The 22,152-nt window shown below is 69.9% G+C and carries 17 protein-coding genes and 3 rRNA genes; 15 read left to right on the forward strand and 5 right to left on the reverse strand.

All coding sequences use genetic code 11. From position 1 onward, the window contains the following. Positions 1–71: 71 nt before the first annotated feature. Both ACSURM_RS28440 and ACSURM_RS28445 read right to left on the reverse strand, forming a co-directional pair. Positions 72–611, reverse strand: coding sequence for a YbhB/YbcL family Raf kinase inhibitor-like protein (locus tag ACSURM_RS28440; RefSeq protein WP_436958648.1), 540 nt, complete (start codon positions 609–611; stop codon positions 72–74). Between the two features lie 44 nt (positions 612–655). Continuing rightward, positions 656–1,438, reverse strand: a complete 783-nt coding sequence (locus tag ACSURM_RS28445) for a sporulation protein (protein ID WP_436958649.1) — start codon at positions 1,436–1,438, stop codon at positions 656–658. A 100-nt stretch (positions 1,439–1,538) separates the two neighbouring features. Here ACSURM_RS28445 and ACSURM_RS28450 point away from each other — a divergent pair, with 100 nt between their 5' ends. From ACSURM_RS28450 to rrf, 4 genes are all read left to right on the forward strand, one after another. Beyond that, entirely contained in the window at positions 1,539–2,189 is a 651-nt protein-coding gene (locus ACSURM_RS28450; RefSeq protein WP_436958650.1) for a DNA-3-methyladenine glycosylase, read from the forward strand. Between the two features lie 606 nt (positions 2,190–2,795). Then, a 16S ribosomal RNA gene (locus ACSURM_RS28455) occupies positions 2,796–4,322 on the forward strand. 306 nt (positions 4,323–4,628) lie between these two features. Next, positions 4,629–7,750, forward strand: a 23S ribosomal RNA gene (locus tag ACSURM_RS28460). A gap of 109 nt (positions 7,751–7,859) precedes the next feature. Beyond that, positions 7,860–7,976 (forward strand): 5S ribosomal RNA (rrf, locus tag ACSURM_RS28465). The 16S, 23S and 5S rRNA genes sit together here, the layout of an rRNA operon. A gap of 29 nt (positions 7,977–8,005) precedes the next feature. Here rrf and ACSURM_RS28470 read toward each other — a convergent pair. Next, positions 8,006–9,250: a hypothetical protein gene (locus ACSURM_RS28470; protein ID WP_436961278.1), complete on the reverse strand. Its 1,245-nt coding sequence runs from the start codon at positions 9,248–9,250 to the stop codon at positions 8,006–8,008. 57 nt (positions 9,251–9,307) lie between these two features. Here ACSURM_RS28470 and ACSURM_RS28475 point away from each other — a divergent pair, with 57 nt between their 5' ends. After that, a complete protein-coding gene (locus ACSURM_RS28475) occupies positions 9,308–10,060 on the forward strand; it encodes a hypothetical protein (RefSeq protein WP_436961201.1) in 753 nt (250 codons plus the stop codon). A gap of 70 nt (positions 10,061–10,130) precedes the next feature. On the opposite strand, the gene ACSURM_RS28480 is transcribed toward ACSURM_RS28475, so the two are convergent. Next, entirely contained in the window at positions 10,131–11,489 is a 1,359-nt protein-coding gene (locus ACSURM_RS28480; protein WP_436958651.1) for a DUF1015 family protein, read from the reverse strand. Between the two features lie 74 nt (positions 11,490–11,563). Between ACSURM_RS28480 and ACSURM_RS28485 the strand changes: the two genes are divergently transcribed. The 4 genes from ACSURM_RS28485 (at position 11,564) to ACSURM_RS28500 (ending at position 15,651) form a co-directional block, all read left to right on the forward strand. Next, positions 11,564–12,592: an HAD hydrolase-like protein gene (locus tag ACSURM_RS28485; protein ID WP_436958652.1), complete on the forward strand. Its 1,029-nt coding sequence runs from the start codon at positions 11,564–11,566 to the stop codon at positions 12,590–12,592. A gap of 133 nt (positions 12,593–12,725) precedes the next feature. Then, on the forward strand, positions 12,726–13,769 hold the full coding sequence (locus ACSURM_RS28490; RefSeq protein WP_359051238.1) for a FecCD family ABC transporter permease: 1,044 nt from the start codon (positions 12,726–12,728) through the stop codon (positions 13,767–13,769). Continuing rightward, positions 13,766–14,812 (forward strand): FecCD family ABC transporter permease, encoded by a 1,047-nt coding sequence (locus ACSURM_RS28495; protein ID WP_436958653.1) that lies wholly within the window; start codon positions 13,766–13,768, stop codon positions 14,810–14,812. The genes ACSURM_RS28490 and ACSURM_RS28495 overlap by 4 nt, the downstream gene beginning before the upstream one ends. Then, entirely contained in the window at positions 14,809–15,651 is an 843-nt protein-coding gene (locus ACSURM_RS28500) for an ABC transporter ATP-binding protein (RefSeq protein WP_436958654.1), read from the forward strand. Before ACSURM_RS28495 ends, ACSURM_RS28500 begins: the two co-directional genes overlap by 4 nt. Here the strand turns inward: ACSURM_RS28500 and ACSURM_RS28505 are convergent. Further along, a complete protein-coding gene (locus tag ACSURM_RS28505; protein ID WP_436958655.1) occupies positions 15,635–15,982 on the reverse strand; it encodes a sterol-binding protein in 348 nt (115 codons plus the stop codon). The two genes, ACSURM_RS28500 and ACSURM_RS28505, sit on opposite strands and share 17 nt — an antisense overlap. A 42-nt stretch (positions 15,983–16,024) precedes the next feature. On the opposite strand from ACSURM_RS28505, the gene ACSURM_RS28510 reads away from it, so the two are divergent. From ACSURM_RS28510 to ACSURM_RS28535, 6 genes are all read left to right on the forward strand, one after another. Continuing rightward, positions 16,025–16,306, forward strand: a complete 282-nt coding sequence (locus ACSURM_RS28510; RefSeq protein WP_436958656.1) for a hypothetical protein — start codon at positions 16,025–16,027, stop codon at positions 16,304–16,306. A gap of 23 nt (positions 16,307–16,329) precedes the next feature. After that, complete coding sequence (locus ACSURM_RS28515; RefSeq protein ID WP_436958657.1) at positions 16,330–17,145, forward strand: TlyA family RNA methyltransferase; 816 nt, start codon at positions 16,330–16,332, stop codon at positions 17,143–17,145. Further along, entirely contained in the window at positions 17,142–18,059 is a 918-nt protein-coding gene (locus ACSURM_RS28520) for an NAD kinase (RefSeq protein ID WP_189996041.1), read from the forward strand. Before ACSURM_RS28515 ends, ACSURM_RS28520 begins: the two co-directional genes overlap by 4 nt. 39 nt (positions 18,060–18,098) lie before the next feature. Continuing rightward, the gene (recN, locus tag ACSURM_RS28525; protein WP_436958658.1) at positions 18,099–19,841 is read left to right on the forward strand and encodes a DNA repair protein RecN; all 1,743 of its coding nucleotides are present in this window, start codon (positions 18,099–18,101) and stop codon (positions 19,839–19,841) included. 83 nt (positions 19,842–19,924) lie between these two features. Then, on the forward strand, positions 19,925–20,677 hold the full coding sequence (locus tag ACSURM_RS28530) for a hypothetical protein (protein ID WP_436958659.1): 753 nt from the start codon (positions 19,925–19,927) through the stop codon (positions 20,675–20,677). Between the two features lie 305 nt (positions 20,678–20,982). Next, complete coding sequence (locus ACSURM_RS28535; RefSeq protein ID WP_436958660.1) at positions 20,983–22,137, forward strand: glycosyltransferase family 4 protein; 1,155 nt, start codon at positions 20,983–20,985, stop codon at positions 22,135–22,137. Positions 22,138–22,152 lie beyond the last annotated feature (15 nt).

Genomic DNA, 22,152 nt, shown 5'->3' on the forward strand with positions numbered 1-22,152 from the left:
CCTCCGATCACTTCCAAGACCGGAGGCGGGCAAACGTTCAGTGAACGCTGGACTGTAACGAGTTACGGCGCTCAGCCCTGCGCGGGGTTCTCGAACTCGCCGATCAGCTGGGCGCGCGCGAGCGTGTGGAACCGGAGGTTGAAGCCCACCACGGCCGGCGAGGCGTCCGCGTCCGGACCCAGCTCCTCCTGGTCCACCGCGTACACCGTGAAGACGTACCGGTGCGGGCCGTCCCCGGGCGGCGGAGCGGCACCGCCGAAGTCCTTCGTCCCGTAGTCGTTCCGCGCGTGCACGGCACCCTCGGGCAGCCCCTCGAACTTGCCGCCGCCCGCACCGGCGGGCAACTCGGTCACCGAGGCCGGGATGTCGAACAGGACCCAGTGCCAGAACCCGCTGCCGGTCGGCGCGTCCGGGTCGTAGCACGTCACGGCGAAGCTCTTGGTCTCCGGAGGAAAGCCCTCCCAGCGCAGCTGCGGCGAGGTGTTGCCCTCCGCGTACACCTGGGCGCTTCCCAGCGTGGCACCCTCCCGGACGTCCTCGCTCGTCACCGTGAACGACGGCACGGGCGGATGGAAGTCATGGGGGAGCGGCCGCCGCTTGAGCTCGGTCACCTCGGTACCTCCTGATCGATGATCTGGAACCAGCAGCTCCGAGCCTAGAACCAGTTGCGCTTGCTGCCGACCTCGGACAGCCACTGGTTGAGGTAAGCCGCCCAGTCGGTCCCCTGCCAGTCGTTCAGACCCACCTGGAAGGACCGGTAGGTGTCCGAGCCCTCGCTGAACAGACCCGGCTTCTTGTCCATCTCCAGCACGACGTCCATCGCGTGCTCGTCCGCCACGAAGCTCAGCTCGACCTGGTTCAGACCCCGGTACTGCGCCGGCGGGAGAAACTCGATCTCCTGGTAGAACGGCAGCTTCTGCCGCGTACCCCGGATGAGGCCGCGCTCCATGTCCGCGTTCTTGAAGCGGAAGCCCAGCTGGACGAAGGCGTCCAGGATCGCCTTCTGCGCCGGCAGCGGGTGCACGTTGATCGGGTCCAGGTCGCCGGAGTCCACGGCCCGCGCGATCGCCAGCTCGGTGGTCACACCGATGTGCATCCCGTGCAGGGACTGCCCGTCGATCATGGTGACGGGCGTCTCCCACGGGATCTCCAGCCCGAACGGCACCGCGTGCAGGGCGCCCGCCTGGAGCTCGAAGGCACCGCCGAGCCGCACCTTCGTGAACTCGATGTCCTGCTTGTACTCCTGGTCGCCGCTCTCCACCTCGACCTTGGCCTGCAGACCGACGGACAGCCCCTCGATGGCCTGGTTCACGGAACCGCCCTGGATCCGCACCTCGCCCTGGACGACACCGCCCGGCACCACGTTGACCTCGGTCAGCACCGTCTCGACCGACGCGCCGCCGGCCCCCAGGCTCGCGAGCAGCTTCTTGAACGCCATGGCACTCCCTATTACGAAGAATCCTCGACCGGTACGAACGCGATCCGCCCACGACCGGTTCCGCCGGGCCGGTACGCCGTCTGGACTACCCTCGGAGGGCATGATCGCGCCCACGGACCGTACGCCACTGCCCCGCACCTTCTTCGACCGCCCGGTCCTGGAGGTCGCCCCGGACCTCCTCGGCCGCATCCTGGTCCGCAGCACTCCCGACGGCCCGATCGCCCTCCGCCTCACCGAGGTGGAGGCGTACGACGGCGAGATGGACCCCGGCTCCCACGCCTACCGCGGCCGCACCGCCCGCAACGCCGTGATGTTCGGCCCGCCCGGACACGTCTACGTCTACTTCACCTACGGCATGTGGCACTGCATGAACCTGGTCTGCGGACCCGAGGGCCGGGCGAGCGCGGTGCTGCTGCGCGCCGGCGAGGTGGTGGAGGGCGCCGAGCTGGCCCGCAAGCGACGTCTTTCGGCCCGCAACGACAAGGAACTGGCCAAGGGTCCCGCCCGGCTGGCCACCGCCCTGGGGATCGACCGGGCCCTGGACGGCACGGACGCGTGCACCTCGGACGAGACCCCACTGCGGGTACTGACCGGCACGCCGGTCCCCTCCGACCAGGTACGCAGCGGTCCCCGCACCGGTGTCGCCGGCGTGGGCGGCGACGGCGACCTCCATCCGTGGCGCTACTGGGTGGCGGACGACCCCACCGTCAGCCCTTACCGGGCGCATGTGCCCAGGCGCCGCCGAGGTTGACGCGGCCGGTCGAAGTGCGTAACGTATTCCGAGCCGCTGAACCGGGTACGGCGATCGCCTGCAGCCGGAGCGGCCAACCCACTACCTAGCACAAGCCCTTCGACAGGGTCGTTTCGAGCGCCCGCGCGTGCCCGAATTCGAACCCGCGGGACTCGATTATGAGTCCCGGAAGGATTCGGCTAACGTAGTGAATGTCGAAAGGGCGGACGGCGAAAGCCGAAAACCCTTGGACAAATCCCGCCGACCGGGAATCGGAACCGAAAGGATCTGATAGAGTCGGAACCGCCGGAAAGGGAAACGCGAGAGCGAGAACCTGGAAAGCACCGAGGAAATCGGATCGAGAAAAGATCTGATAGAGTCGGAAACGCAAGACCGAAGGGAAGCGCCCGGAGGAAAGCCCGAGAGGGTGAGTACAAAGGAAGCGACCGTTCCTTGAGAACTCAACAGCGTGCCAAAAGTCAACGCCAGATATGTTGATACCCCGTCTCCAGCATCCGCTGGGACGAGGTTCCTTTGAAAAAACACAGCGAGGACGCTGTGTGCGAGAGGACTATTCCTCCTCTCGCACCGCTCTCGTGATGTGTTCATCCCGATTACGGGAAAACATTCACGGAGAGTTTGATCCTGGCTCAGGACGAACGCTGGCGGCGTGCTTAACACATGCAAGTCGAACGATGAACCTCCTTCGGGAGGGGATTAGTGGCGAACGGGTGAGTAACACGTGGGCAATCTGCCCTGCACTCTGGGACAAGCCCTGGAAACGGGGTCTAATACCGGATACGAGTTTCATCGGCATCGGTGATTCTGGAAAGCTCCGGCGGTGCAGGATGAGCCCGCGGCCTATCAGCTTGTTGGTGAGGTAACGGCTCACCAAGGCGACGACGGGTAGCCGGCCTGAGAGGGCGACCGGCCACACTGGGACTGAGACACGGCCCAGACTCCTACGGGAGGCAGCAGTGGGGAATATTGCACAATGGGCGAAAGCCTGATGCAGCGACGCCGCGTGAGGGATGACGGCCTTCGGGTTGTAAACCTCTTTCAGCAGGGAAGAAGCGAAAGTGACGGTACCTGCAGAAGAAGCGCCGGCTAACTACGTGCCAGCAGCCGCGGTAATACGTAGGGCGCAAGCGTTGTCCGGAATTATTGGGCGTAAAGAGCTCGTAGGCGGCTTGTCACGTCGGTTGTGAAAGCCCGGGGCTTAACCCCGGGTCTGCAGTCGATACGGGCAGGCTAGAGTTCGGTAGGGGAGATCGGAATTCCTGGTGTAGCGGTGAAATGCGCAGATATCAGGAGGAACACCGGTGGCGAAGGCGGATCTCTGGGCCGATACTGACGCTGAGGAGCGAAAGCGTGGGGAGCGAACAGGATTAGATACCCTGGTAGTCCACGCCGTAAACGGTGGGCACTAGGTGTGGGCAACATTCCACGTTGTCCGTGCCGCAGCTAACGCATTAAGTGCCCCGCCTGGGGAGTACGGCCGCAAGGCTAAAACTCAAAGGAATTGACGGGGGCCCGCACAAGCGGCGGAGCATGTGGCTTAATTCGACGCAACGCGAAGAACCTTACCAAGGCTTGACATACACCGGAAAGCATTAGAGATAGTGCCCCCCTTGTGGTCGGTGTACAGGTGGTGCATGGCTGTCGTCAGCTCGTGTCGTGAGATGTTGGGTTAAGTCCCGCAACGAGCGCAACCCTTGTCCCGTGTTGCCAGCAGGCCCTTGTGGTGCTGGGGACTCACGGGAGACCGCCGGGGTCAACTCGGAGGAAGGTGGGGACGACGTCAAGTCATCATGCCCCTTATGTCTTGGGCTGCACACGTGCTACAATGGCCGGTACAAAGAGCTGCGATGCCGTAAGGTGGAGCGAATCTCAAAAAGCCGGTCTCAGTTCGGATTGGGGTCTGCAACTCGACCCCATGAAGTCGGAGTCGCTAGTAATCGCAGATCAGCATTGCTGCGGTGAATACGTTCCCGGGCCTTGTACACACCGCCCGTCACGTCACGAAAGTCGGTAACACCCGAAGCCGGTGGCCCAACCCCTTGTGGGAGGGAGCTGTCGAAGGTGGGACTGGCGATTGGGACGAAGTCGTAACAAGGTAGCCGTACCGGAAGGTGCGGCTGGATCACCTCCTTTCTAAGGAGCACTTCTAAGCCAGGCTTGCCTGGTTCAGAGGCCAGTACATCAGCGAATGTCTGATGCTGGTTGCTCATGGGTGGAACGTTGACTACTCGGTCAGGATGCCGGGCTGGTGGCTGCTAGTACTGCTCTTCGGAGCGTGGAACGCATGATCACTGGACGGAGTATGGCCGGGCACGCTGTTGGGTGTCTGGGGGAATGAACTTTCCTCAGTTGCCGGCCCCAGTGCACTCGAGCTTCTGGTTCGGGGTGATGGGTGGCTGGTCGTTGTTTGAGAACTGCACAGTGGACGCGAGCATCTGTGGCCAAGTTTTTAAGGGCGCACGGTGGATGCCTTGGCACCAGGAACCGATGAAGGACGTGGGAGGCCGCGATAGTCCCCGGGGAGTCGTCAACCAGGCTTTGATCCGGGGGTTTCCGAATGGGGAAACCCGGCAGTCGTCATGGGCTGTCACCCTTGCCTGAACACATAGGGCAAGTGGAGGGAACGCGGGGAAGTGAAACATCTCAGTACCCGCAGGAAGAGAAAACAACCGTGATTCCGGGAGTAGTGGCGAGCGAAACCGGATGAGGCCAAACCTACGACGTGTGAGACCCGGCAGGGGTTGCGTCGTGGGGGTTGTGGGATCTCTCTTCCACGGTCTGCCGGCCGTGGGACGAGTCAGAAACCGTTGATGTAGGCGAAGGACATGCGAAAGGTCCGGCGTAGAGGGTAAGACCCCCGTAGTCGAAACGTCAGCGGCTCGTTTGAGAGACACCCAAGTAGCACGGGGCCCGAGAAATCCCGTGTGAATCTGGCGGGACCACCCGCTAAGCCTAAATATTCCCTGGTGACCGATAGCGGATAGTACCGTGAGGGAATGGTGAAAAGTACCGCGGGAGCGGAGTGAAATAGTACCTGAAACCGTGTGCCTACAAGCCGTGGGAGCGTCGGACATCAGCTTGCTGGTGTCTCGTGACTGCGTGCCTTTTGAAGAATGAGCCTGCGAGTTTGCGGTGTGTTGCGAGGTTAACCCGGGTGGGGAAGCCGTAGCGAAAGCGAGTCCGAATAGGGCGATTTTAGTAGCACGCTCAAGACCCGAAGCGGAGTGATCTAGCCATGGGCAGGTTGAAGCGGAGGTAAGACTTCGTGGAGGACCGAACCCACCAGGGTTGAAAACCTGGGGGATGACCTGTGGTTAGGGGTGAAAGGCCAATCAAACTCCGTGATAGCTGGTTCTCCCCGAAATGCATTTAGGTGCAGCGTCGTGTGTTTCTTGCCGGAGGTAGAGCACTGGATAGGCGATGGGCCCTACCGGGTTACTGACCTTAGCCAAACTCCGAATGCCGGTAAGTGAGAGCGCGGCAGTGAGACTGTGGGGGATAAGCTCCATGGTCGAGAGGGAAACAGCCCAGAGCATCGACTAAGGCCCCTAAGCGTACGCTAAGTGGGAAAGGATGTGGAGTCGCAGAGACAACCAGGAGGTTGGCTTAGAAGCAGCCACCCTTGAAAGAGTGCGTAATAGCTCACTGGTCTAGTGATTCCGCGCCGACAATGTAGCGGGGCTCAAGCGTACCGCCGAAGTCGTGTCATTGCAGCACATACTCCCAACGGAGGCTGTGATGGGTAGGGGAGCGTCGTCTGCCGGGTGAAGCGGCACTGGAAGGTAGTCGTGGACGGTTGACGAGTGAGAATGCAGGCATGAGTAGCGATACAAACGTGAGAAACGTTTGCGCCGATTGACTAAGGGTTCCTGGGTCAAGCTGATCTGCCCAGGGTAAGTCGGGACCTAAGGCGAGGCCGACAGGCGTAGTCGATGGATAACCGGTTGATATTCCGGTACCCGCTGTGAAGCGTCAAACATCGAATCCAGTGATGCTAAGGCCGTGAAGCCGTTCCGGACCCTTCGGGGAATGGAAAGTGGTGGAGCCGCTGACCCAAGTTGGTAGTAGGTGAGTGATGGGGTGACGCAGGAAGGTAGTCCATCCCGGGCGGTGGTTGTCCCGGGGTAAGGGTGTAGGACGGTGTGTAGGTAAATCCGCACGCCATGTGTCTGAGACCTGATGCCGAGCCGATTGTGGTGAAGTGGATGATCCTATGCTGTCGAGAAAAGCCTCTAGCGAGTTTCATGGCGGCCCGTACCCTAAACCGACTCAGGTGGTCAGGTAGAGAATACCGAGGCGTTCGGGTGAACTATGGTTAAGGAACTCGGCAAAATGCCCCCGTAACTTCGGGAGAAGGGGGGCCACACCTGGTGAGAACACTTGCTGTTCGAGCTGGGGGTGGCCGCAGAGACCAGCGAGAAGCGACTGTTTACTAAAAACACAGGTCCGTGCGAAGCCGTAAGGCGATGTATACGGACTGACGCCTGCCCGGTGCTGGAACGTTAAGGGGACCGGTTAGCTCACTTTCGGGTGAGCGAAGCTGAGAACTTAAGCGCCAGTAAACGGCGGTGGTAACTATAACCATCCTAAGGTAGCGAAATTCCTTGTCGGGTAAGTTCCGACCTGCACGAATGGCGTAACGACTTCTCGACTGTCTCAACCATAGGCCCGGTGAAATTGCACTACGAGTAAAGATGCTCGTTTCGCGCAGCAGGACGGAAAGACCCCGGGACCTTTACTACAGTTTGATATTGGTGTTCGGTTCGGCTTGTGTAGGATAGCTGGGAGACTGTGAAGCTCGCACGCCAGTGTGGGTGGAGTCGTCGTTGAAATACCAGTCTGGTCGTGCTGGATGTCTAACCTGGGTCCGTGATCCGGATCAGGGACAGTGTCTGATGGGTAGTTTAACTGGGGCGGTTGCCTCCTAAAGGGTAACGGAGGCGCCCAAAGGTTCCCTCAGCCTGGTTGGCAATCAGGTGTTGAGTGTAAGTGCACAAGGGAGCTTGACTGTGAGACCGACGGGTCGAGCAGGGACGAAAGTCGGGACTAGTGATCCGGCGGTGGCTTGTGGAAGCGCCGTCGCTCAACGGATAAAAGGTACCCCGGGGATAACAGGCTGATCTTCCCCAAGAGTCCATATCGACGGGATGGTTTGGCACCTCGATGTCGGCTCGTCGCATCCTGGGGCTGGAGTCGGTCCCAAGGGTTGGGCTGTTCGCCCATTAAAGCGGTACGCGAGCTGGGTTTAGAACGTCGTGAGACAGTTCGGTCCCTATCCGCTGTGCGCGTAGGAGTCTTGAGAAGGGCTGTCCCTAGTACGAGAGGACCGGGACGGACGAACCTCTGGTGTGCCAGTTGTTCTGCCAAGGGCATGGCTGGTTGGCTACGTTCGGGAGGGATAACCGCTGAAAGCATCTAAGCGGGAAGCCTGCTTCGAGATGAGGACTCCCACCCACTTGATGGGGTAAGGCTCCCAGTAGACGACTGGGTTGATAGGCCGGATCTGGAAGCACGGTAACGTGTGGAGGTGACCGGTACTAATAGGCCGAGGGCTTGTCCATTGATGCTCGCGTCCACTGTGTATGTTCTGAGGCAACGAACGGTTGCCGGCTCAGAGCTGAACCGAGACACAAGTAAAAAGTGTGCTTGTTCGCTCGAAACCATTAGGGTTTCGGTGGTCATAGCGTGAGGGAAACGCCCGGTTACATTCCGAACCCGGAAGCTAAGCCTCACAGCGCCGATGGTACTGCAGGGGGGACCCTGTGGGAGAGTAGGACGCCGCCGAACAATCTTTGGAGGACCCCTGGTCCCAGCGTTCAGCTGGGACCAGGGGTCCTTTTGTTTTTACAATGCTTGCGGTACCACAGACAGGAGTCACCATGTCCACCAACTCTCCCGGCGACCGACCGGAGCGCGACCAGCGGCGACGGGACAGTGGTGACCGGGGTGACCGCGGCGGCTTCCGGCGGGACAACGACCGCCGGGACACCGAGCGTCGCGGCAACGACCGTGGCGGCAACGACCGTGGCGGCTACGGCCGGCGGGACGATCGCCGTGATGACCGTCGTGATGACCGGCGGGACGACCGTCGTGGTGGTGGGTTCCGCCGCGAGGGCGACCGGGGCGGGCGTCCGGGGTTCCAGCGGGACGACCGTGACCGTGGCGAGCGCGGTGGCTTCCGCCGTGACGACCGTCGCGACGACCGCAGGGACGACCGCCGTGACGACCGTGGAGACCGTCCGTCGTACCGCCGCGACGACCGCAGGGACGACCGCCGTGACGACCGTGGAGACCGTCCGTCGTACCGCCGCGACGACCGAGGCGACCGGGGTGACCGTCCCTCCTTCCGCCGCGACGACGACCGCGGTGGCTTCCGCAGGGACGACCGCCGCGACGACCACCGCGGTGGGTTCGTGCGCCGTGACGACCGTCGCGACGACCGGCGGGACGACCGCCGTGACGACCGTGACCGTGGCGAGCGCGGCGGTTTCCGCCGCGACGATCGCCGTGATGACCGTCGTGATGACCGGCGGGACGACCGTCGTAGTGGTGGGTTCCGCCGCGAGGGCGACCGGAGCGGGCGTCCGGGGTTCCAGCGGGACGACCGTGACCGTGGCGAGCGCGGTGGCTTCCGCCGTGACGACCGGCGCGACGACCGGCGCGACGACCGCCGTGACGACCGCCGTGACGACCGCCGTGACGACCGTGGCGACCGTCCGTCGTACCGCCGCGACGACCGCCGTGACGACCGAGGCGACCGGGGTGACCGTCCCTCCTTCCGCCGCGACGACGACCGCGGTGGCTTCCGCAGGGACGACCGGCGCGATGACCGCGATGGTTTCCGTCGGGACGACCGCCGCGACGACCGTGGTGGCTTCCGCCGTGACGACCGACGGGACGACCGCCGTGACGACCGTGGTGGCTTCCGTCGGGACGACAGCCGTGGGGAGCGCGGTGGCTTCCGGGGACGGGACGACCGTGGCGGCCGTGGGCCCCGCAGGGACGACCGCGGTGGCCGGCCGGGCGGTGGCTTCCGGGGACGTGACGGCCGCGACGACCACCGTGGCGGTGGCCGGTTCCGCGACGAGCGCGACCGGGACCGCGAGCCGATCAAGCGGCTGCCGATCCCGGAGGACGTCACCGGGGACGAGGTCGACAAGGACGTCCGGCAGGAACTCCAGAGCCTGCCCAAGACGCTCGCCGAGGACGTCGCCAGGAACCTGGTGATGGTCGCCCGGCTCATCGACGAGGACCCCGAGGCCGCCTACGGCTACTCCAAGGTCGCCCTGCGCCTGGCGTCCCGCGTGGCCGCCGTGCGCGAGGCCGCCGGGTTCGCCGCGTACGCCACCCAGAAGTACAGCGAGGCCCTCGCCGAGTTCCGGGCCGCCCGGCGGATGACCGGCACCGTCGAGCTGTGGCCGCTGATGGCCGACTGCGAGCGCGGGCTCGGCCGGCCGGAGAAGGCGCTCGACATGGCCGGCGCCCCGGAGGTGCACAAGCTGGACAAGGCCGGCCAGGTCGAGATGCGGCTCGTCGCCGCCGGTGCCCGGCGTGACATGGGCCAGCTGGACGCGGCCATCGTGACGCTCCAGAGCCCGGAGCTGGCGTCCAACTCGGTGCAGCCCTGGACCGCGCGCCTGCGCTACGCCTACGCCGACGCCCTGCTGGCCGCCGGCCGGGAGCGCGAGGCACGGGAGTGGTTCGCCAAGGCCGTCGAGGCCGACCGGGACGGCAGCACGGACGCCTCCGACCGGCTCGCCGAGCTGGACGGCGTGGAGTTCGTCGACGCCCTGGCCGAGGACTCCTCGGACGAGCCCGGGGAAGCTGCCGGTTCCCCGGACGCCTCCCCGGAGGACGGCGACAAGCACTGACGCCGGCGGTCACCTGAAAGGGGGGCGGGTTCCCATGGAGCCCGCCCCCCTTTCCGGTCATGCCCTCGGCTCAGACCTCCAGCGCGCGCAGTACCAGCCCCGATGCCGGCTTCGGGCCGAACGACGTCGACTTGCGGGGCATCGTCACCCCCTGCCGGGCCAGGTCGCGTACGACCTCCTCGCGGACCGGGTGCATCAGGACGGCCGTACCGCCGTCGCGTTCCGCCTTCTCGACCGTCGCCGCCGTGTCGTGGATGTACGCGATGTGCGCCGGGGAGTCCTCGGGGATGCGCCAGACGTGCTCCAGCAGCGTGGCGTGCAGCACCGTGGCGTCCAGCGAGCGCCAGGCGGCCGGCCGGTCCGCCGGGACGGTCCGGGCCAGCAGCCGCGGGTCCGGGCGGTCCAGCAGGTGGAAGGCGCCGTCACCGGCCAGCAGGAACGCGTTGCCGGCGCAGGACGCGTCCGCCAGGGCGGCCAGGGCGTCCGGCAGGGGCGCGTCTAGCCGTCGTACCCGGAACAGGCCCTCCACCGCCCGGAGCGCGTCCGCGACCGGCAGGCCGTGCAGCAGCCGGTGGATGGCGCGGACCCGCAGCGGATAGCGGACGGTGTCGACCAGCAGGACCAGGCCGTAGTCCCAGGGGCTGGGGGAGGGGTGTTCCAGGCGCAGCCGCCGGTAGGTGGCCCAGCGGTGGTGGCCGTCCGCGATCAGTGCCTGGCGGCCGGCCAGGTCGCCCTGGACGCGGGCCAGGTCGACGGGGTCGGTGATGGACCACAGGCGGTGCCGGAAGCCGTCCTCGGTGGTGGTGGCCAGCAGCGGCGGGCGGCTCGCCGTGCGCTCGATCACCTCGGCCGCCGTGCCCGCCTCGGCCGCCGTGCCCGCCCCGGCCGCCGTACCCGCGCCGGGCCCGTCCGCCGTACCGGGAGCCGGGGCGCCGTCACCCCGGTAGGTGAGCAGGAGGGGTTCCAGGTTCGCGCGGGTGGCGCGCATCAGCGCGGCGCGGTCGGCGACCACGGGCGGCATGACGTCCTCGTGCGGCAGCACCACGCCCTCGGCGGGCTCCGTCACCCGCAGCGTGCCGATGATCCCGCGCTGGAGCATGCCGTCGCCGTCGCGCTGCTCGTACACGTACAGGCCCGGATCCGGGTCGGCGACGAGGATGCCCTCGGCCAGCCAGCGGCGCAGGGTGTCGGCGGCCTGCTCGGTGCGGGCGCTGGGGGTGCCGGCCTGCGGCAGGATCAGCCGGACGATGTTGTGCGGGTCGGCCGACTGGAGGTGATGCAGGCCGTCGGGCCGTACGACGACGTCGTAGGGAGGGGAGGTGACGGAGGCGAGGCTGCCGACCCGGTCGGGGTCGTAACGCAGGCCACGGAACGGGGTGAGTTCCAGGCCGCGGCGCGTCGTTGCCTCCGAGTGACCTGCTGTCTTCATCCCGGCATCGTACGTGTGACGGTGGCATGCGGGATGATCGGGGGAAAGGCGAGTCTACGAGGAGCGATGCGGACATGAGCCAAGGCGTCAGGACCAGGCCCGAGGGCAGTGGGCGGCCCCTGAGCGAGGCGTACGACACGGCGCTGCTCGACCTGGACGGGGTGGTCTACGCGGGTGGCAGCGCGATCGCGCACGCGGTCGACTCGCTGGCGGTGGCCCGCTCGGGCGGCATGCGGCTGGCGTACGTCACCAACAACGCGCTGCGCACCCCGGACACGGTGGCCGGGCACCTGACGGAGCTGGGCATACCGACCGGCGCGGACGACGTCATCACCTCCGCGCAGGCCGTCGCCCGGCTGATCAGCGAGCAGGTGCCGGCCGGGGCGCGGGTGCTGGTGATCGGCGGCGAGGGGCTCCGGGTGGCGCTGCGGGAGCGCGGTCTGGTGCCGGTGGAGTCGGCGGACGACGACCCGGCCGCGGTCGTCCAGGGCTACGGCGGGCCGGACCTGCCGTGGGGCCGGTTCGCGGAGGCGTCGTACGCCGTCCGGCGGGGCGTGCCGTGGTTCGCGTCCAACACCGACCTGACCATTCCCAGCGGCCGGGGCATCGCGCCGGGCAACGGGGCGGCCGTGGAGGTCGTACGGATCGCGACCGGCGCCGAGCCGCAGGTCGCGGGCAAGCCGCTGCCCCCGATGCACCGCGAGACGATCATCCGGACCGGTGCGGAGCGCCCGCTGGTCGTGGGGGACCGGCTGGACACCGACATCGAGGGCGCGTTCAACGGCGGGGTCGACTCGCTGCTGGTGCTGACCGGGGTCACCGACGGGGCGCAGCTGCTCGCCGCGCCGCCCCACCACCGGCCGACCTATGTCGACGCGGATCTGCGCGGGCTGCTCACCGGGCAGCCGGAGGTCACCGGGGACGGGGCCGGGTTCCGCTGCGGCGGCTGGACGGCGACGGCGGGGGCCGACCGGCTGGAGCTGACGGGCGACGGCGAGGCGCTGGACGGGCTGCGGGCGCTTTGCGCGGCGGCCTGGACGGCGGCGGGCGAGGGCTCCTGCGCGCTGGACGGCGGCAAGGCGCTGGCCCGGCTGGGGCTTTGACGGGCCCGGCCGGGGTAGTCATCCCCGGCCGAAGGGCCGGCGGGCCGGAGAGCCGGAGGGGGCGCACGGGGCCGGCGGGACCGGGCGCGTACCGGGGATCGAGAAGGAGCGCAGGGTAGGCTAACCTAACCCCGTGTTGGTCGACAGTCCCCCGGAACAGCGCGCGGAGCACGCCCCCGCGCCCCCAACCCGCCATGTGGTCAGGGCCCTTGGGCTCCTGCTCGCGGCCGTGCTCCTGGTCCTCGTCGCCTTGGCGAGCATCGCGATCGGGGCGAAAGGGCTGTCACCGGCCCAGGTCTGGCACGGCCTGTTCCACGACACGGGCACGTACGGCGACGTGGTCGTGGGCGAGCGGCTCTCGCGCACGGTGCTCGGTCTGCTGGTCGGTGCCGCGCTCGGGCTCTCCGGCGCGGTGCTCCAGGCGCTGACCCGCAACCCGCTGGCCGACCCCGGGCTGCTCGGCATCAACGCGGGCGCGTCCGCCGCCGTCGTCACGGCCATGACCTATCTCGGCGTCACCAGCCTGACCGGCTATGTGTGGTTCGCGTTCCTGGGCGCGGCGGCGGTCGGCGGGCTGGTGTGGTTCCTCGGCGGCAGCCGGGGCGCCACCCCGGTGCGGCTCGCGCTCGCCGGTACGGCGATCACCGCGGCCCTGTACGGCTATCTCCAGGCCGTGATGATCACGGACGGCGCGGCCCTGGGCAAGATGCGCTTCTGGACGGTGGGTTCGCTGGTCTCGGCCACCGACGCGACCATCGTGCAGGTGCTGCCGTTCCTCGCGGTCGGCATGGTGCTGGCGCTGGCGCTGGCCCGGCCGCTGAACGCGGTGGAGATGGGTGACGACACCGCCCGCGCCCTCGGCGCCAACCTCGACCGCACCCGCGCGCTGGCCATGCTGTCCGCCGTGGTGCTGTGCGGTGCCGCGACCGCGGCCTGCGGCCCGATCATGTTCGTCGGCCTGATGGTGCCGCACGTCGTGCGCTCGTTCACCGGCCCCGACCTGCGCTGGATCCTGCCCTACGCCATGGTGCTGGCGCCCGTGCTGCTGCTCGGCGCCGATGTCCTCGGCCGGGTCGTGGCCCGGCCCGCCGAGCTCCAGGTCGGCATCGTCACCGCGATCATCGGCGGCCCGGTCTTCATCTTTCTCGTACGACGGCGGAGGACGGCCCAGCTGTGAAGACCCACCCCAGGAGCCGTGCCGTACGCACCCCCGGCGGGCTCTCCGTGCGCCTGGACCCGCGTGCCCTGACCGTCGTCGTGCTGCTGCTGGTCGCCGCCTGCGCCGCCGGTGTCGCCCTGATCGGGACCGGCGACGCGCGGATCCCGGCGACCGACGTGCTGCGCACGCTCGCCGGGAACGGCACCGCCTACCAGGACTTCATCGTCAACGAACTGCGCCTGCCCCGGGTCCTCGTCGGCCTGCTGGTCGGAGCCTGTCTCGGCCTCGGCGGCGCCCTGTTCCAGTCGATCTCCCGCAACCCGCTGGGCAGCCCCGACGTGCTGGGCCTGTCGCAGGGCTCCACGGCCGGCGCGCTGATCGTGATCGTGCTGCTGTCCGGCAGCGCCTCCCAGGTGACCCTCGGCGCGCTGGCCGGCGGCCTCGCGACCGGTCTCGCCGTCTATCTGCTCGCCTGGAAGCAGGGCGTGCACGGCTACCGGATGGTGCTGGTCGGCATCGGTGTCAACGCGGTCATGACGGCCGTCAACGGCTATCTGCTCACCAAGGCCGACCTGGTCGACGCCGCCCGCGCGGTGGTGTGGATGACGGGTTCGCTCAACGGCCGGGACTGGGCCCAGGTCTGGCCGCTGCTCGCGCTGTGCGCCGTCCTCGTCCCGCTGGTCCTCGTCAACGCCCGGGGCTTGCGGATGATGGAGATGGGCGACGACATCTCCCACGCCCTCGGTGTGCGCGTCCAGTGGGTGCGGCTGCTGCTCATGGTCAGCGCCGTCCTGCTCACCGCCGCCGCCACGGCCGCCGCCGGCCCCGTCAGCTTCGTCGCGCTGACCGCGCCGCAGCTCGCCCGCCGGCTGACCCGCTCGCCGGGGCCCAACCTGGTGCCCTCGCTGTGCATGGGCGCGACCCTGCTGGTCGCCGCCGACTGGGCCTCCCAGCGCGCCTTCGGCGCCGACCAGCTGCCCGTCGGCGTGGTCACCGGCGTGCTCGGCGGCGCCTACCTGCTGTGGCTGCTGGTCACCGAGCGCCGGGCGGGCCGGATATGACCCCCGCCGGCCCGACGAACAATCCGAGGAGCACTGTGAACCGCCTGTCCGCCGAGAACGTCACCCTCGCCTACGACCAGCGTGTCATCGCCGAGCAGCTGTCGGTGGAGATCCCCGACCACTCCTTCACGGTGATCGTCGGCCCGAACGCGTGCGGCAAGTCGACGCTGCTGCGGGCGCTGTCGCGGATGCTCAGGCCCAGCGAGGGCCGGGTGCTGCTGGACGGGCAGGCCATCCAGTCGATGCCCGCGAAGAAGGTCGCCCGCACCCTCGGCCTGCTGCCCCAGACGGCCGTCGCGCCCGACGGCATCACGGTCGCCGACCTCGTCGGCCGGGGCCGCTACCCGCACCAGGGCCTGCTGCGCCAGTGGTCGGCCGAGGACGAGCGGGTGGTGCGGGAGTCGATGCGGCAGACCGGCGTGGCCGAGCTGGCCGACCGGTACGTCGACGAGCTGTCCGGCGGCCAGCGGCAGCGGGTGTGGATCGCCATGGCGCTCGCCCAGCAGACCCCGCTGCTGCTCCTGGACGAGCCGACCACCTACCTGGACATCCAGCACCAGATCGATGTCCTCGACCTGTGCGCCGAACTCCACGAGGAGCAGGGCCGGACGCTGGTGGCGGTGCTGCACGACCTCAACCACGCCGCCCGCTACGCCACCCACCTCATCGCCCTGCGCGGCGGGAAGGTGATCGCCGAGGGCGCGCCGGGCGACATCGTCACCGCCGAACTGGTGGAAGAGGTGTTCGGGCTGCGCTGTCAGGTGATCGACGACCCGGAGACGGGCACCCCGCTGGTCGTGCCCGCCGCCCGCAAGGCACGGCTCACAGCAGCTTCCTGAGCCGGAACAGATCCAGCAGGCTCGCCTCCAGCCGGACCCGGCCCGAGCCCCAGGCGGTCGCGAAGTTCAGCTCGCCGTCCACCAGGGCCACCAGGTCGTCCCCGGCCAGGGCGAGCCTGATCTGTGCCTTCTCCCGCGGCGGGCCGGGGAGGGTGGCGTCCACCTCGATCCGCCCGCCCGTCATCCGGCCGGCGAAGGTGACGTCCAGGTCGGTGACGTGGCAGCTCACCGAGCGCTCCAGCGCGGCGGCCGCGCGGACGTCTCCCTCGGCCCCCCGCATGCTGTCCGAAAGCTTCCCCAGTGCGGCGCGGCACTCCTCGATCGTGGCCATCGCCCCCGACGGTACCGCAGCGGTTCGGGGTAGCGTCGGGGCATGAGCGAGACCGTGTCCGAGGCCGGTACGGCGGCGCCGGCCGAGCCCGACCGGGCGTCGGAGCCCGCCGCCCCGGCCCCCCTGAACATCCCGCGCGCGCCGACCGGCGACGCGGGCGTCGACGCCTGCCTGGAGCGGCTGGCCGACGCCGACCACCTCGCCACCGACGGACACGCGGAGGTGTACGAGGATGTACTCCGGGGGCTGCGTGACGCGCTCACCGCGCTCGACGCCCGCCCGGAACCTCCGGCGCCCCCGACGCCGTACCCCAGCAGACCGTAACCAGAGCAGGAGCTGAACCGAACGTGGCAGGAGTCGCACGCCGCCGTCTCGACGCGGAGCTGGTCCGCCGGAAGCTCGCCCGTTCGCGCGAGCACGCCAGCCAGCTGATCGCCGCCGGCCGGGTCACCGTCGGCAAGACCGTGGCGACCAAGCCGGCCACGCAGGTGGAGACCGCCGCCGCCATCGTCGTCCAGGCCGACGACAGCGATCCCGACTACGTCTCCCGGGGCGGGCACAAACTGGCCGGCGCGCTCGCGGCCTTCGTGCCGCAGGGGCTCGTGGTCGAGGGCCGGCGCGCGCTGGACGCCGGCGCGTCCACCGGCGGCTTCACCGATGTCCTGCTGCGCGCGGGCGCCGCCCATGTCGTCGCCGTGGACGTAGGCTACGGACAGCTCGCCTGGTCCCTGCAGCAGGATGCACGCGTCACCGTCAAGGACCGTACGAACGTACGCGAGTTGACGTTGGAGGCGATCGACGGGGAGCCGGTGGAGCTGGTCGTGGGGGATCTGTCCTTCATCCCGCTCGGACTGGTGCTGCCCGCCCTGAAGCGGTGCGCGACGCCGGACGCCGATCTGGTGATGATGGTCAAGCCGCAGTTCGAGGTGGGCAAGGAGCGGCTGGGCAGCGGCGGTGTCGTGCGCAGTCCCGAGCTCAGGGCGGAGGCCGTGCGGACCGTGGCCGAGCGGGCGTGGGAGCTGGGCCTCGGGGTGCGGTCGGTCACCGCCAGCCCGCTGCCCGGCCCCTCGGGGAACGTCGAGTACTTTCTCTGGCTGCGGGCGGGGGCACCCCGGGTGGACCCGGCCGACGTCGACCGTGCAGTGGCGGAGGGGCCGCGTTGACACAGAACCATGGGCGTACCGTTTTCCTGCTCGCCCACACCGGGCGGCCCGCGGCGATCCGCAGCGCGGAACTCGTCGTCAAGGGCCTGCTGCGCCACGGCATCGGGGTGCGGGTGCTGGAGGAGGAGGCGTGCGACCTGCCGCTCCCGGACGAGGTGCACCTCGTCAAGGAGGCCACCGCGCAGTGCCTGGACGGCTGTGAGCTGCTGATCGTGCTGGGTGGCGACGGCACGCTGCTGCGCGGGGCCGAGTTCGCGCGGGCCTCCGGGGTGCCGATGCTCGGCGTCAACCTGGGGCGCGTCGGCTTCCTCGCGGAGGCCGAGCGGGACGACCTGGACCGGGTGGTGGACCGCGTGGTGGCCCGGTCCTACGAGGTTGAGGAGCGGATGACCGTCGACGTCGTCGTGCACCGCAACGGCGACATCGTGCACACCGACTGGGCGCTGAACGAGGCGGCCGTGCAGAAGGCCGGCGCGGAGAAGCTGCTCGAGGTCGTGCTGGAGATCGATGGGCGGCCGGTGTCGGAGTTCGGCTGCGACGGGGTGATCCTGTCCACGCCCACCGGGTCCACCGCCTACGCCTTCTCCGCCGGCGGCCCGGTGGTCTGGCCGGAGGTGGAGGCGCTGCTGATGGTGCCGATCAGCGCGCACGCGCTGTTCGCCAAGCCGCTGGTCACCTCCCCGGACTCGGTGCTCGCGGTGGAGGTGCTGCCGCACATCCCGCCGGGCGTGCTGTGGTGCGACGGCCGGCGCACGGTCGAGCTGCCGCCCGGGGCGCGGGTGGAGGTGCGCCGGGGGGCGGTGCCGGTGCGGCTGGCCCGGTTGCACCACTCGTCGTTCACCGACCGGCTGGTGGCGAAGTTCGCCCTGCCGACCACGGGGTGGCGGGGGGCGCCGCACCACTCCTCGGAGTGACGCGGGCGGGCCATGTGCGCTGCCCGCCCCGGACCTCGTATGGTCTGTTCCGTGTTGGAGGAGATGCGGATACGGTCGCTCGGGGTCATCGACGATGCCGTCGTCGAGCTGTCACCGGGGTTCACCGCGGTCACCGGTGAGACGGGTGCGGGCAAGACCATGGTGGTCAGCAGCCTGGGGCTGCTGCTCGGCGGCCGGGCCGACCCGGCGCTCGTGCGGATCGGGGCGGAGCGGGCGGTCGTGGAGGGGCGGATCGCCGTACCCCCCGGAGCCGCGGCCGTCGCACGCGCCGAGGAGGCCGGGGCCGAACTGGACGACGGCGCCCTGCTGATCAGCCGTACCGTCTCCGCCGAGGGCCGCTCCCGGGCGCATCTGGGCGGGCGCAGCGTGCCCGTCGGGCTGCTCGCCGAGCTGGCCGACGACCTGGTGGCCGTGCACGGGCAGACCGACCAGCAGGGGCTGCTGAAGCTGTCCCGGCAGCGGCAGGCGCTCGACCGGTACGCGGGCGACGCCGTCGCCGTGCCGCTCGCCGAGTACACCGGGGCCTACCGGCGGCTGCGGGCCGTCTCCGCCGAGCTGGAGGAGATCACCACCCGCGCGCGGGAGCGGGCGCAGGAAGCCGACCTGCTGCGCTACGGGCTCGACGAGATCGCCGCCGTGGAGCCCCGGCCCGGCGAGGACGCCGAGCTGGCCGAGGAGGCCGGGCGGCTCGGGCACGCCGAGGCGCTGTCGTCCGCCGCGACGGTCGCGCACGCCGCTCTCGCGGGCAACCCGGAGGACCCCGAGGGGATCGACGCCTCGACCCTCGTCGCGGGCGCCCACCGCGCCCTGGAGGCCGTACGGGCGCACGACCCGGCGCTGGCCGCGCTCGCCGACCGGATCGGGGAGATCGGCATCCTGCTCACCGACGTGGCCGGTGAGCTGGCCGGATACGCCGACGATCTCGACGCCGACCCGCTGCGGCTGGCCGCCGTGGAGGAGCGCCGGGCCGCGCTGACCGCGCTGACCCGCAAGTACGGCGAGGACATCGACGCGGTCCTCGCCTGGGCCGAGCAGGGCGCCGCCCGGCTCACCGAGCTGGACGGCGACGACGAGCGGATCACCGAGCTGACCGCCGAGCGCGACGCGCTCCGGGGCGAACTGGGCGTCCTCGCGCAGCGGCTGACCGACGCGCGGACCGAGGCCGCCGAACGGTTCGCCGCGGCCGTCACCGCCGAGCTGGCCTCGCTGGCGATGCCCCACGCGCGCGTGTCCTTCGACATCCGGCAGACCGACGATCCCGAGGGCGTCGAGGTCGGCGGGCGCACGGTCGCCTACGGCCCGTCGGGCGTGGACGAGGTCGAGCTGCTGCTCGCCCCGCACCCGGGCGCCCCGGCGCGGCCCATCGCCAAGGGCGCCTCGGGCGGTGAGCTGTCCCGGGTGATGCTCGCGGTGGAGGTGGTCTTCGCGGGCACCGACCCGGTCCCGACGTACCTGTTCGACGAGGTGGACGCCGGGGTCGGCGGCAAGGCCGCGGTCGAGATCGGCCGGCGCCTGGCGAAGCTCGCCAAGACCGCGCAGGTCGTCGTGGTCACCCACCTGCCCCAGGTCGCCGCGTTCGCCGACCGTCAGCTGCTGGTGGAGAAGACCAACGACGGCTCCGTGACCCGTTCCGGTGTCAAGGTCCTGGAGGGCGAGGAACGCGTCCGCGAGCTGTCCCGCATGCTGGCGGGCCAGGAGAACTCCGAAGCGGCCCGAGCCCACGCGGAGGAACTGCTGGCCACCGCGAGGGCGGAGGTGTAGCGGGGGCGGCCGGGGAGTCCGGGGAGTCCGGGGACGTTTCCCGGGTGCGGTCCGGTCCCGGTCCGTTTTCTAAGGTGGGCGGCATGATCGACAAGCGAACGTGCCGTCCCCTGCTCCTCGCCGCCGGGCTCGCCCGGGCCGGGCAGGCCGTGTTGCGCGCCGCCCCGCCCGGTGGACGCGCGCGCTGGGAGCGGACCAACCACGCCGGGCGGGCCGTCGGGCTGTACGCCGGGCCCGCGGTCGCGGTGGGGGCCGGGATCGCCGCCGCGCGGGTGCATCCCGCGGCCGGGGCCGCGGTGCTGGCCGCCGGGGCCTGCGGGGCCTACGACGATGTCGCCGGGGACCACCGGCGCGGGTTCCGGGCCCATCTGCGGGCGCTGCGGCACGGGGAGATCACCAGCGGGGCCGTGAAACTGTTCGGGATCGCGGCGGCGGGGCTGGCCGCGGGCGCCGTGCTGAAGGAGCGGCCGGCCGACAAGCTGCTCGCCGGGGTCGTCATCGCCGGGAGCGCCCATCTCGTGAACCTGCTCGACGTACGGCCGGGCCGGGCCGCCGGTGCCGTGCTCGCGCTCGGGGCGCCCGGACTGCTGCGCGAGGGGCCCGGGGCGCGGCTGGCCGCCGGGGCGATGGGCGCCGCCGCGGCCGTGCTGCCCGACGACGCGGGGGAGCGGGTCATGCTCGGGGACACGGGGGCCCACGCGCTCGGCGCCGCGCTGGGGGCGGCCGTGGTGGCGGGAAACCGGCGCGCGGGACTGCTCGCGCACGCCGTGGCGCTGGTCGCCGCGGCCTGCTGCGGGGACCGGGTGAGCGCCCTGGCGCGTACCCTGCCCGGCTGACCTCGCCGGATGCCCGCGCGTACCGCCCGTCCAGGGCCGCCTCCCCCTCACCCATGTGGGTGATGTGCTCCGGCGCATTGCCCCGGCCCGCCGCACGATGCGCCCTCCCGGATCTTCCCTGAACGCCCGTGTGCCCTGGCATGCTTGGCGGGGAACGCGGGCGGACAGCGGGCCCGGACGGTCCGCGGGGGAGGCGCGCGGGCTGAGCTCTTCCGCCCCCCTGAGCCCCCAACCTTCTGTACGTTTTCCCGTGACCGCCCCACGCGCCTTCTCGTGACCGTCCACGAACCAGGAGCCTTGGCCCCGTGAGCCCGCTGAGCAGCAACGCACCGCACGGCCGGCCGCCGCTGCGCACCGTGCAGGTGCTCGGCGGAGGCAACGCCGCCAGCAGCGCGCACGTGCGCTCCCTGGCCGAGGGACTGGTCGCGAGGGGCGTACGGGTCACGGTGTGCGCCCCCACCGAGGCCGACCGGTCCTACGACTTCAGCGGCACCGGCGCCGACCACGTCCACGTACCGCGCAGCAGCGACCCCGTCTCCGTGGCCGCCCTCCGCACCGCCTGCGCCCACGCCGACCTGGTGCACGCCCACGGGCTGCACGCCTCCTTCCGGTCCGTGCTCGCGCTCGGCGGACGCACCACCCCGCTGGTGGTCACCTGGCACGACCGCGCCCACGCGGAGGGCCCGCGGGCCCAGCTGCTGCGCATGCTGGAGCGGCGGGTGACGCGCACCGCGGCCGTCGTCCTCGGCACCAGCCCCGACCTGGTCGACCGCGCCCGGCGGACCGGCGCGCGGGACGCCCGGCTCGCCCCGGTCGCCCTGCCCGGCCGGCGCCGGTACGACGGCCCCGACGAGCCGGCCGACCACGACGACACCGACCGGCAGCGGTCCAAGGTCCGCGCCGAACTCGGCGCCGTCGACCGCCCGTTGCTCCTCGCGGTCGGCTCCCTGGACCGCCACCGCGGCTACGACGTCCTGCTCGACGCGGCCCGCCGGTGGCGGGAGCGGGACCCGGTGCCGCTGGTGGTGATCGCGGGGGAGGGACCGCTGCGGCCGGTCCTCCAGCGGCGGATCGAGGACGAGGAGCTGCCGGTGCGGCTCGTCGGCCGCCGCGACGACGTCCCCGACCTGCTGGCCGCCGCCGACCTGGCCCTGATCACCAGCAGATGGGAATCGCGGTCCGTGCTCGCCCAGGAGGCGCTGCACGCGCGCGTGCCGCTCGTCGCGACCCGGGTCGGCGGCATCCCCGACCTCGTCGGCGACGCGGCCGAACTCGTCCCCTACGGCGATCCGGCGGCCCTCGCGGAGACGGTCCTCGGGCTGCTCGCCGACCCCGGGCGGCGCGCCCGGCTGCGCGAGCGCGCGGCCCGGCAGTGCGCGACCTGGCCGACCGAGGACGAGACCGTCGCCCAGGTCCTCAGCGTCTACGACGAGCTGACCCGGCCCACACCGCTCACCTGAACCCGGCACAGACCC

It is taken from the genome of Streptomyces sp. SudanB182_2057 (genome assembly GCF_964272715.1).
In the GTDB taxonomy this organism is placed as follows: Bacteria; Actinomycetota; Actinomycetes; order Streptomycetales; family Streptomycetaceae; genus Streptomyces; species Streptomyces rubradiris.

Bases quoted from the DNA above. Each gene is read 5' to 3' on its own strand.
- ACSURM_RS28445 (WP_436958649.1), bottom strand. From the start codon at position 1,438: ATGGCGTTCAAGAAGCTGCTCGCGAGCCTGGGGGCCGGCGGCGCGTCG.
- ACSURM_RS28500 (WP_436958654.1), top strand. From the start codon at position 14,809: ATGACCCCCGCCGGCCCGACGAACAATCCGAGGAGCACTGTGAACCGC.
- recN (WP_436958658.1), top strand. From the start codon at position 18,099: ATGGTCTGTTCCGTGTTGGAGGAGATGCGGATACGGTCGCTCGGGGTC.
- ACSURM_RS28450 (WP_436958650.1), top strand. From the start codon at position 1,539: ATGATCGCGCCCACGGACCGTACGCCACTGCCCCGCACCTTCTTCGAC.
- ACSURM_RS28530 (WP_436958659.1), top strand. From the start codon at position 19,925: ATGATCGACAAGCGAACGTGCCGTCCCCTGCTCCTCGCCGCCGGGCTC.
- ACSURM_RS28485 (WP_436958652.1), top strand. From the start codon at position 11,564: ATGAGCCAAGGCGTCAGGACCAGGCCCGAGGGCAGTGGGCGGCCCCTG.
- ACSURM_RS28480 (WP_436958651.1), bottom strand. From the start codon at position 11,489: ATGAAGACAGCAGGTCACTCGGAGGCAACGACGCGCCGCGGCCTGGAA.
- ACSURM_RS28510 (WP_436958656.1), top strand. From the start codon at position 16,025: ATGAGCGAGACCGTGTCCGAGGCCGGTACGGCGGCGCCGGCCGAGCCC.
- ACSURM_RS28505 (WP_436958655.1), bottom strand. From the start codon at position 15,982: ATGGCCACGATCGAGGAGTGCCGCGCCGCACTGGGGAAGCTTTCGGAC.